6 protein-coding genes and 3 pseudogenes are annotated in these 10,679 nt (G+C 56.9%); 4 read left to right on the top strand and 5 right to left on the bottom strand.

Annotated elements, in window-relative coordinates:
- The 3 genes and pseudogenes from H6B10_RS09340 to H6B10_RS09350 form a co-directional block, all read left to right on the top strand.
- Nucleotides 1-1,475, top strand: a 1,475-nt coding sequence (locus tag H6B10_RS09340) for a heavy metal translocating P-type ATPase (RefSeq protein ID WP_204651358.1), incomplete at its 5' end; no start/stop codon positions are given.
- 232 nt (nt 1,476-1,707) lie between these two features.
- Nucleotides 1,708-2,148: pseudogene (locus H6B10_RS09345) on the top strand (iron chelate uptake ABC transporter family permease subunit).
- Between the two features lie 191 nt (nt 2,149-2,339).
- A pseudogene (locus H6B10_RS09350) lies at nt 2,340-2,714 on the top strand (group II intron reverse transcriptase/maturase); the annotation flags it as partial.
- 435 nt (nt 2,715-3,149) lie between these two features.
- Here H6B10_RS09350 and H6B10_RS09355 read toward each other — a convergent pair.
- Genes H6B10_RS09355 through H6B10_RS09365 form a run of 3 tightly spaced genes read right to left on the bottom strand, consistent with a single transcriptional unit; the run spans nt 3,150 to nt 7,194 of the window.
- Entirely contained in the window at nt 3,150-4,292 is a 1,143-nt protein-coding gene (locus H6B10_RS09355) for a M20/M25/M40 family metallo-hydrolase (RefSeq protein WP_204651359.1), read from the bottom strand.
- A gap of 25 nt (nt 4,293-4,317) precedes the next feature.
- Nucleotides 4,318-5,781: a glycoside hydrolase family 1 protein gene (locus tag H6B10_RS09360; RefSeq protein ID WP_204651360.1), complete on the bottom strand. Its 1,464-nt coding sequence runs from the start codon at nt 5,779-5,781 to the stop codon at nt 4,318-4,320.
- 30 nt (nt 5,782-5,811) lie between these two features.
- Complete coding sequence (locus H6B10_RS09365; RefSeq protein WP_243427331.1) at nt 5,812-7,194, bottom strand: PTS transporter subunit EIIC; 1,383 nt, start codon at nt 7,192-7,194, stop codon at nt 5,812-5,814.
- A gap of 260 nt (nt 7,195-7,454) precedes the next feature.
- Between H6B10_RS09365 and H6B10_RS09370 the strand changes: the two genes are divergently transcribed.
- Nucleotides 7,455-8,447, top strand: a complete 993-nt coding sequence (locus H6B10_RS09370) for an AraC family transcriptional regulator (RefSeq protein ID WP_204651361.1) — start codon at nt 7,455-7,457, stop codon at nt 8,445-8,447.
- Nucleotides 8,448-8,660: 213 nt separating this feature from the next.
- On the opposite strand, the gene H6B10_RS09375 is transcribed toward H6B10_RS09370, so the two are convergent.
- On the bottom strand, nt 8,661-10,019 hold the full coding sequence (locus H6B10_RS09375; protein ID WP_204651362.1) for a GH1 family beta-glucosidase: 1,359 nt from the start codon (nt 10,017-10,019) through the stop codon (nt 8,661-8,663).
- Nucleotides 10,020-10,024: 5 nt separating this feature from the next.
- Nucleotides 10,025-10,679: pseudogene (locus H6B10_RS09380) on the bottom strand (phospho-sugar mutase); the annotation flags it as partial.

Below are 10,679 nucleotides of genomic sequence, written 5' to 3' on the forward strand. Positions count from 1 at the left end.
TCCAGCCGGGAGACGCCGTGGTGGTTCGTGCCGGCGGCATCATCCCCGTGGATGGTCTGGTGCTGGAGGGGGAGGTCACCGTCAATCAGGCGTCCCTCACCGGAGAGTCCATCCCGGTACCCAAGCGTCCCGGCGGCGCGGTCTATGCCGGCACCGTGGTAGAGGAGGGCGAATGTGTGCTGGAGGTAAAGCAAGCCTCCGGCCAGAGCCGCTATGACCAGATCGTTCACATGATCGAGCAGTCGGAGCAGATGAAGTCGGAGGCTGAGAGCAAGGCTGCCAATCTGGCGGACAAGCTGGTGCCCTATACCTTTGTAGGGAGTCTGCTGAGCTTCGTCCTCACCCGGAATGTGGCACGGGCTTTGTCGGTGCTGATGGTGGACTTCTCCTGCGCCCTGAAGCTGGCCATGCCTCTGGCCGTTCTCTCCGCCATGCGGGAGGCGGGACGCGCCCACATCACCGTCAAGGGCGGCAAATTCCTGGAGGCTGTGGCTGCCGCCGACACCATCGTTTTCGACAAGACCGGCACCCTGACCCACGCCTGCCCCCGGGTGGCTCAGGTGGTGTCCTTCGGCGGCAAAGAGGAAGCCGAAATGCTGCGGCTGGCCGCCTGTCTGGAGGAGCACTTCCCCCATTCCATGGCCAACGCCGTGGTGGAGGAGGCCAAACGCCGGGGCCTGCGCCACGAGGAGTACCACTCCAAGGTGGAGTACCTGGTGGCTCACGGCATCGCAAGCACCGTCGATGAGGAGCAGGTTCTCATCGGCAGCGCCCACTTTGTCTTTGAGGATGAGGGCTGCGTCATTCCAGAGGGCGAACAGGAACGCTTTGATGCGCTGCCGCCGGAGTATTCCCACCTGTATCTGGCAGTAGGGGGGCAGCTGGCCGCCGTGATTTGCATCTCCGACCCGCTGCGGGAGGAGGCGAAGGAAGTTCTGTCCACCCTCCGTGCTCTGGGGGTCACCAGTACCGTTATGCTCACCGGAGACAGCTACCGCACCGCCGCAGCCATTGCCGCCCAGGTGGGAGTGGATGACTTCCGCGCCGGAGTCCTTCCGGCGGACAAGGCGGAGTATGTGGCACGGCTCCGTCGGGAGGGACATACTGTCCTGATGGTGGGCGACGGCATCAACGACTCACCGGCCTTATCCGAGGCGGATGCGGGCATTGCCATCAGCGACGGCGCCGCCATCGCCCGGGAGATTGCGGACATCACCATTGCCGCTGACAGCCTCTGGGAGCTTGTAGAGCTGCGTCGGATCGCCATGGCGCTGATGGCGCGCATCCACTCCAACTACCGCTTCGTTATCGGCTTCAACGGCACCCTGATTGCCCTTGGTGTGGCCGGTGTTCTGCCGCCCGCCACCTCCGCCACGCTGCACAATCTCTCCACCCTGGGCGTCAGCCTGCGGAGCATGGGCCGGCTGACTGCTCAGACGCAGTCCGCTCGGGGCAACAATTCGCATAATGGATAAAAAAAGAATCCTTTCCGCTTGGTAGCTTGTGCTTTTTGCACGGTTGCACATGACTAACTCCGTGTGCTATAATAAGCCCACGATGCGCAGTGCGTGATGCATGGTAAGTCCAATCACCGCTGCGCATCTTTTTTCGCAAAGCAGTTAGCCATAGCTAACCGCATGAAAGAAAGGGAAGGATTGTATCAGACCGTATCGTTCTACCATAGTTCTCTTGGCTCTGTTGCTTGTCTTGTCCTGCTGCTCACTGTTTGTAGGCGTGATCGATCTGATGCCGGGCGAGCTTCTGGCGGGCAATTTTGAGCAGCTGGAGATTTTCATCATCTCCCGGCTGCCCCGTCTGCTGGCCATTTTGTGTACCGGCATTGGCATGAGCGTGGCGGGGCTCATCATGTAGCAGCTGTGCAGCAACAAATTCGTGTCCCCAACCACCGGGGCCACCATCTCCTCGGCCCAGTTCGGCATCTTGCTGGCGCTCCTGTTTATGCCGGCCTCCACCCTGTGGAGCCGTGCCATCTTCGCCTTTGCCACAGCAATTCTGGGCACTTGGATCTTCGTTTGGTTCATTCAGCGCATCCAGTTCAAGGATGTGGTTATGGTTCCGTTGGTGGGCATTATGGTAACGAAGCGAAAGCGATACCGAGAATCCGAATTTACCAAGTCTCATTGCTAACCGGGGATGCCCTAACCAGGAGTGCCGCATGAAAGGGGGAATGAAAAAGCGGCTATGGCTTTGGAGCCTGAAAATCCTGCATGGGTACGGAGTGCTCGTAGTAGTCCGAGAGGGGTAATGACCCTTACATGGCGAAGGGGCACGGTTATTGCGCACTAAAATTAGAAGTTGATTAGGGAGGAAAACCTCACATGAAACCAACAACGGAAATTTTAGCAAGAATCAGTCAAAACTCACTTGCAAATAAAGAAGAAGTATTTACAAAACTGTATCGCTATCTGCTGCGTCCTGACATCTACTTTGTGGCATACAAAAACCTGTATGCCAACAACGGTGCGGCAACAAAAGGAGTAAACGAGGATACGGCGGACGGTTTCAGTGAAGCCAAAATAGATAGTATTATCAAAGCATTGGCGGATGAAACCTATCAGCCCATGCCGGTGAGGCGAACCTATATCCAGAAGAAGAATAACCGCAAAAAGCTGCGTCCCTTAGGTATACCAACCTTTACTGACAAATTGGTGCAGGAAGTGTTGCGGATGATACTGGAAGCGGTATATGAGCCTAAGATAGCACCGCAGTGCCGGAACCAACAGTCCGCAGGACTGTTGGTTAGCCCGCGGGAGAGTCCCCGGGGAATGGGAAAGCGTGCAGAACGTGCCGGGGGTAGAGATGCTCCCGCTACGCAGCCTTACGGAAAACGTAAGGCTCTTTTTTTATTGCTATAATCCGGGAAGTAGAGCTGGTGCACCATCGGGGACAAGAACCGCTGCGAAGGCGACAACGGAAAACCAAAAACAGAGTTGGCAGACTATCGGGAAAATACTGCTTTGTCCGGGGACGCAGCATGATTTTATTCTCTATTTGGAATTTAGAATATACAAAGACTCAGTAAAAAGACGGCCAGAAAAACGAAAGCCGATACTTCCGACAGCGGACTTTGGAGCGTAGAAAGAAAATAGGCTCCTCGGGCGCAAAGCCCAAGGAGCCGTAAAGTTATGTTAAAAAGTGCCGGGTTCCAACATCAGGGCCAGGACCACCTGCAGGCCGGTGTGCAGACTTTCAAGGTCTACCCATTCCTGACGTGTGTGTGGGCGGCCGCCTTCCACCGTGCCGATGGTATTGGCCACAATGCCCAAAGACAGGGGAATGTTGCTGTCGGTAGAACCGGGAGTCAGGTCCGGTTCCCGGCCTGTCAGAGTGCGGATCACATGGATGCTGTGGTCGGTAAAGCGGGCCAGCGCCTGCGGGTCCAAAGGACCATTGCCGGGGCGTACGCCCAGCAATTCCGCTTCCAGCGTGCCGCCGCGATGCTGCCAGTGCTCCAGTGCTGCTTTGAATTTGCGGTCCATCTCTTCCAGGCAAGTCTGGTCGGTAGAACGAAATTCGTAAAGCAACTCTGCTTGCTGGGCAATAGAGTTTACCGTGGTGCCGCCTTCGATGCGCCCCACATTGTAGGTGGTGCGGGCACGGGTCGGCGGCTGAATGCGGTAGAGCTCCTCCACCAGACCGCAAAGCAGGCGGATTGCGTTGGCGTTGCCAAAGTCGCTGTAAGAGTGTCCGCCCGGTGTGCGGCAGGTGACACGGTAGCGATATGAACCCACTGCATCATGGCAGCATACGGGAAGATACATGTCAAAGGAATAGTACGCCCGGATGCGGGTGCCGTAAGCGGCAAACAGGGCCTTGGTTCCGTCCAGGTTACCCAACCCTTCCTCACAGGCGTTGGCTACGACCAGAACTCCGCAGGGAAGAGAGGGCTTTTCCCGGATCAGGTACCGGGCCGCCAACAAAAGGTTTACTAGGTTCGCGGTATCATCCCCGATACCGGGGGCAAAGAGCTTGCCCCCTTCTTCGCGCATGGGGAGTGTTTCCAGGTCGGGAAAAACGATGTCGGTATGGGCGGCAAAAACGATCAGATCGCGGGCATCGGGGGCACCTAACTGACAGATTACATTTTTGGCAGCGTCGATGTGTACCTGTTGTGCGCCCTGGGCCTGCAGCCAGTCCCGGCAAAAAGCAGCTCGCAAGTCCTCCTGCCGGGTGGGGGCAGGTATTTTACCCAGCGCCATCAGCAGGTCGCGCTGTTCCGCGCGGCAGGCATCGGCATAGGCACGGCAAACATTGATCGTCTTTTCGTTCATGGGGGCCTCCCGATAGAATTTTGGCTCAGTCCAGCGTTTCGCCGTTGGAGCGGATACACCGCTGGTACCAGTAGAAAGACTCTTTACGGCTGCGGGCCAGTGTACCGTGGCCTGCGTCGTCCTGGTCTACATAGATTACGCCGTAGCGCTTGCTCATCTCCATGGAACCGCAGGAAACCAGATCGATGAATCCCCACATGGTATAACCGATCAAGTCCACACCGTCCTTGACGGCTTCTTTCATCTGTTCCACATGAGCCTTCAGGTAGTCGATGCGGTAGGGGTCGTGAATGGAACCGTCCTCTTCCACCACATCCTTGGCGCCCAGACCGTTTTCGGCAATGAAGACCGGCAGCTGGTAACGGTCGTAGACCTGGTTCAGGGTCACCCGCAGTCCCACAGGGTCTTTTTGCCAACCCCATTCGCTGGTTTCCAGATAGGGGTTTTTGTTGGCCATGATCAGGTTGCCGCTGGTCTTTTCCCAGCTCTGATCGGTGGTGGATACCTGGGAAAAATAGTAGGAGAAGGATACAAAGTCGATGGTGTTTTCACGCAAAATGTCCGCATCACCGGGTTCCATCTGAATGTGGATTCCCTGCTGGGCAAAATAGCGGTCCATGTATGCCGGATAATGCCCCCGTGCCATCACGTCCAGATAGAACCAGTTGGAATACTGGTCATCCAGGATCATCTGCATCACATCATCGGGTTTGCAGGTGGCGGGGTAGGTGGTAAACCGGGCAATCATGCCGCCGATCTTGCTGCCGGGCAGGATCTCGTGCCCCTGCTTTACGGTCAGAGCGTTGGCAATGAACTGATTGTGCAGGCACTGGAAGATGGCGTTCTGATAGTCGGACTCCTGATCCTCTACCAGGCAGACGCCATTGTAGGGGTTGAATTTTCCGGCGTTGAATTCGTTGAAGGGCAGCCAGTAGTCTACCCGGTCCCCCAGCCGTTCAAAGAGGGTGCGGGTGTAACGCAGGTAGCATTCCACCGTCTTGCGGCTTTTCCAGCCGCCGTATTTCTGCACCAGATTGACCGGGATGTTGTAATGCAGCATGGTGGCAAACACCTTGATACCCCGGCGGTGACATTCGTCGAAAAGATCGCAGTAAAAGCGCAGCCCTTCCTCGTTGGGGGTGGGGTCATCGCCATTGGGATAGATGCGGGCCCAGCACAACGAGGTGCGCAATACTTTGATGCCCAGTTCCTGGAACAGGTCCAGGTCCTCCCGCCAGCGATGGTAAAAATCAATACCATGGCGGAACGGATAATGCACGGTGTCGTCGGTGGTCAAAGCCGCCCGGAACTTGGCGTCGCTCATGCGGCGGTTTTCCTTTTTGGCACGCTCCTCACGGGTCCAGGCAGGGTCAAAATAGCGCAGGTCCTGGGTGTCCAGTCCTTTGCCGCCCTGATCCCAGCCGCCTTCGGCCTGGGAAGACGCCATGGCGCCGCCCCACAGAAAATTCTCAGGAAATCCGGTTTTCATTATACTACCTCCCGTTATTTTTGCACAGTGTTACTGCTCCTTTTTGTTGAGCAGGAAAGAAATCACGAAAGAACTGACCCAGGCAATGACCATGACCACAAGCAGCATCAGGAAGTTGTTGGTGCCGTCCATATAGGTGGCAATGCTGGTGATGCCCGGCATGGAGAAGGCGTAGGTTACGACCCCCAGCAGCATGGCGGCCGCACCGGCAATGGCGCCACCGGCCATGGCGGCGGCCAGCGGTTTTTTCTCCGGCAGGGCGATGCCGTACAAAGCAGGTTCGGTGATACCCAGGATGCAGACCAAACCGGTGGAGATGGCGGCGGATTTGGCTTCGCCCCGTTTGAGCTTGAGGGCGTAGGCCAGCACGGCGCCGGATACTGCCAGGTTGGAGTAGAAGAAGTTGGGCAGCATAAAGTCATAGCCCAAAGTGGCAAGGTTGTTCAGCTCAATGGCGGACCAGCCCTTGATGCCAAAGATGATGGTCAGGGGCACAATGCCGCAGAACAGGGCACCTGCCAAAGGTCCGGCGTTGTTGAACAGCCAGGCAAAGGCGCCCGTCATGATGTTGGCTACCCAGTTGCCCAGAGGGGCGGCAAAACCCAGGAACAGCGGGGCGGAAATTAAGAACGCCAGCGAACCGGAAAATACGATGCGCAGATTTTTGGGCATGTATTTGTCGATGAGATGGTAAAACAGAGAGAAGATCCACACGGACAAAATCACCGGGAAGATGGACCCTTTGTAATTGTAGGCAGGGATGTCAAAGAGGCCGAACGAGTAGCTGGTGACACCTTCCGGCGGAGAGAGGAAGGTGGAGTACATCAGGATGCCGGCCACCATAATGCCGAAGATCTCCTTGATTTTGAAGCGCTTGGCGGCTGCGTAACCAATGATAAAGGGCATAAAGTAGAAAGGCGCATCGCCCACGGCTTCCAGAACCGTGATGATATCGCTGTCTGCCGGGAACAGCCCCAGGGAAGTAAGCAGCGAAATGACACCTTTGATCATGCCGCCGGCAACAATGGCGTACAGACCCGGCGTAACGCAGGACGCCAGCGTGTTCAGACCGCGGGTCAGCAGATTGGGCTTCTTCTCTTCAATTTCCCCTTTGTCTGCCGGTTCCGGCGATACCTCACCCCCGGCGGCTGCGCCGGTCATGGCCAGAAAATCGGCGTACACTTCCGGTACGGTGGTGCCGATGACGCATTGCAGCTGACCGCTGGATTCCAGAACCTTCATGATGCCGCTGATGTTTTTGAGCTTGTCCATATCCACCAGATCCCGGTTGACGGGCACAATACGCAGCCGGGTGATGCAATGGAAAACATTTTTTACATTCCCGGCGCCGCCAATGGCGTCCAGGATGTCGGAACACATCTTGCCGTATTCGTAGTTGGATGCGTTTTGCATACTGATTCCCCTTTGTGATTTTGTACAACGGCGCAACGGTACGTTGGCCAAAACAGTGACCGTTCTACATCTGCCGCTGATCCGCAGATTTCTGCTGCGGATGGATGGTTGGTATTCCCCCTGCATGCTGGCGGAATAGTCTGTTCAGCGCTTTTCTGTCTTTATGATAGCGCAGCCGTGCAAAGCTTTCAATTTCCTCACAAAACTTGTTTACTTACCAAACTTAATATTATATAATGAGCCAAAGGAGGAGAATTGCCATGAAACTGGAGGAGCTGGACCGCTTTTTGAATACTTATACCGAGTCGGAACGCTGGCACTTGCAGCAAGGTCCGCAGGTCCTTTCGCCCCGGTACCAGGCAATTGCCCGCACCTGGTTTGCCGGGCGGGAAATGTACCTGTTCCGGTTCAAAACTCTGCTGGAAAACCGATACGTCTGCGTAAACAAGGAGTCCCGGTTCACGCATATACCGGAACATATCCATACGGTGATCGAGTTCGTCTATGTCTATGCCGGGCATTGTACCCAGATGATCGATGGCCGCGAAGTGACCATGCAGCAGGGGGACATCTGCCTGTTGGATACACAGGTCCCCCACAGTATCGGCTATCTGGGGGCGGAGGATATTGTCATCACCATTGAAATGCAGAAAGACTATCTGACCCGCGGCTTTTTGCAGCGCCTGGGCAACAACGGCATTATCAACAACTTTCTTATGAATGCTTTGTCACAGAATGCTGCCCATGACCAGTATCTGCTCTTCAAAAAGCGGGAGGAAAACCCCATCCACGGGATCATCCAGCATATCCTGTGTGAATCCTATGACCCGGGCCTGTGCAGCGATAAGATGATCGATGCCTACATGGTACTGCTCTTCTGCGAAATTTTGCGTCAGTACAAAAACCAGACCTTTTCCGGGGACCCGGGCACCCGCTGGAAAATCGTGGATATTCTCGATTATATCGAAAACCATTATCTCACCGCAACCTTGCAGGAAACGGCACAGATTTTCGGGTTCCATCCCAATTACCTGAGCGCCTATATCAAAAAGGAAACGGGCCGCTCCTTCAAGGAACTGATCATTCTGCAAAGAATGTGCCAGGCCTGCTTTTATTTAAGCAATACCAACCTGCCGGTGTGCGAAATCGCCCAAAAGGTCGGGTATGACAACCTGGGATTCTTCTACAAGAAGTTCGAACACCTCTATCATGTTACGCCGTCGCACTGGCGGGAACTGCAGCACAACGGATAAAGGAACCATGCAGAATGCTATCCGCAAAAAGGATATACTGCCTGCGGGGAAAAGTATAGCGATGAAAGGTGGATTCTCTGAAATACAATAGAATTTCTCTTCTATGATAAAACAAAAGGCAGCCTTACGATTTTCGTAAGGCTGCCTTTTTATGAGGGAAAAAGTAAGTGGGGAAAAGCAAAATGTTTGTTGCCGGTTCCGGCGCCGCAGGGGTTACAGGTAGACGCCGTTGGTCTTTACCACATGGGCATACCAGGCGGCGCTGTCCTTGGGGATGCGTGCGCCGGTGGCGTAATCCATAAAGTACAGGCCGAACCGTTCGTTATAGCCGCTGTACCACTCAAAATTGTCGATGAGGGACCAGTGGAAGTACCCGCGCACATCAGCCCCGCGGTCAATGCCCCGGGCCAGTGATTGCAGGTAGCGGGCCGTAAAGTCGATGCGGTCGGCGTCATGCACCTTGCCGTCCAGATAGACCTTGTCGTTGCAGGACAAGCCGTTCTCGGTGATATACATGGGCAGGTTGTACCGCTGCCCGATGAAGTACGGCCCCCAGTCCAGGCTGTCCGGTTCTACGGGCCAACCCAGGGCCGTGCGGGGGTATCCGGTGGGGCGGCGGACATATTCCGGGCCGGCTTCACCCATGCGGGCGGGCTGGGCGTTATAGATGTTCAGCCCCAACAGATCCGGTTTGCCAAAGGGGAGGGCATCGGTGATTTCCTGGGGGACGGCCGCCATGCAGGCTGCCAGCCGCGGGCCCACATCCTCCTGGGGCCAGTGCCCCAGGCAGAGCGGGTCCAGTGCCATCTGGTGGGTGAAGGTCCAGTCGTCGTCGGGGCTGCCAAAGGTTAGGCGGCGGGCGGCTTCGATGTCCCGGGGCGTATCACTGACGGGGTAGCACAGCCGCCCCGTGGAAGCAAATCCTACTCGGTTAGCGGCGTCGGCTGCATGCAGGGCCTGTTCCACCAGGCAGTGGGCGTAGAGCACATGCTGCCAGCAGACAAACTGCCCTTCCAGCGGCAGGCGCAGTCCCGGGGCGTGGATTCCGCTGCCGTAGCCCAATCCTACCACGCAGGCGATTTCATTGATGGTGAACCAGTGACGGACCCGGCCGCGAAAATGGGCGGCTACCGCCGCCGCGTAACGGCCGAAGGCACGGGCGGTTTCGATATTCTGCCAGCCGCCCCGGTCCTCCAGCGCCTGGGGAAGATCCCAGTGGTAGAGGGTCACATAGGGCTCGATGCCGTTTTGCAGCAGGGCGTCCACCAGTGCGTCGTAATAGGCAAAGCCCTCTTCGTTGAGAGCACCGTCCCCGTCCGGTACAATGCGGGGCCAGGCGATGCTGAATCGGTAGGCGTGCAGGCCCATGGCCTTGAGGGCGGCCACATCTTCGGCCCAACGGTGGTAGCTGTCGCAGGCTACATCGCCGTTTTCGTCCCGGGCAACCTTGCCGGGTGTGTGGGAGAAGGTGTCCCAGATGCTGGCGCCGCGTCCGCCTTCCCGGACACCGCCTTCAATCTGGTAGGAGGCGGAAGCTGCGCCCCAGAGAAAATCATGTGGAAAAACTGCCATACAAATTACCCCTTCATCCAGCAGGCTGCAGCGTCAGCCAGCTTTGCATTGATGGCGTCAGCGGCTTCGGCACTGTCTGCCACGGCCGACAGGTACACTTTGATCTTGGGTTCCGTGCCGGAGGGGCGCACCATCAGTTTGGCGCCGTTCTCCAGGCGGTATTCCAGAACATCCGCACGGGGCAGGCCGGTGCCGTCGGCGCTGTAGTCGGTGCAGCCGGTCACCCGGTAACCGGCAATTTCGGCGGGCGTTTCGGCGCGCAGCCCTGCCATGATGCCCTGCATGATATGCATGCCGCTTTCGCCCTCAAAGGTAAAGCTGTGCAGCGCGTTGCGGTACCAGCCGTATTCCGTATACAGTGCATTTACGGCGTCCAGCAGGCTCATGCCCCGGGCGGCATAGTAGGCAGCCGCCTCGCAGGCCAGCATGACGGCATTCACGGCGTCTTTGTCCCGCACATGGCCGCCGGACAGATAGCCGTAGCTTTCCTCAAAGCCGAAGAGGTAGCGCTCCACATGGCCTTCGGCCTCCAGCAGACCGATCTGCTCACCGATGAACTTGAAGCCGGTCAGGGTGCGGCGCAGTTCCACACCATATTTGGCTGCAATGGGCGTTGCCATATCGGTGGAAACGATGGTGGTCACGGCCACCGGATGGGCG

Source organism: Gemmiger formicilis, assembly GCF_016901605.1.
Classification (GTDB): domain Bacteria; phylum Bacillota; class Clostridia; order Oscillospirales; family Ruminococcaceae; genus Gemmiger; species Gemmiger formicilis_B.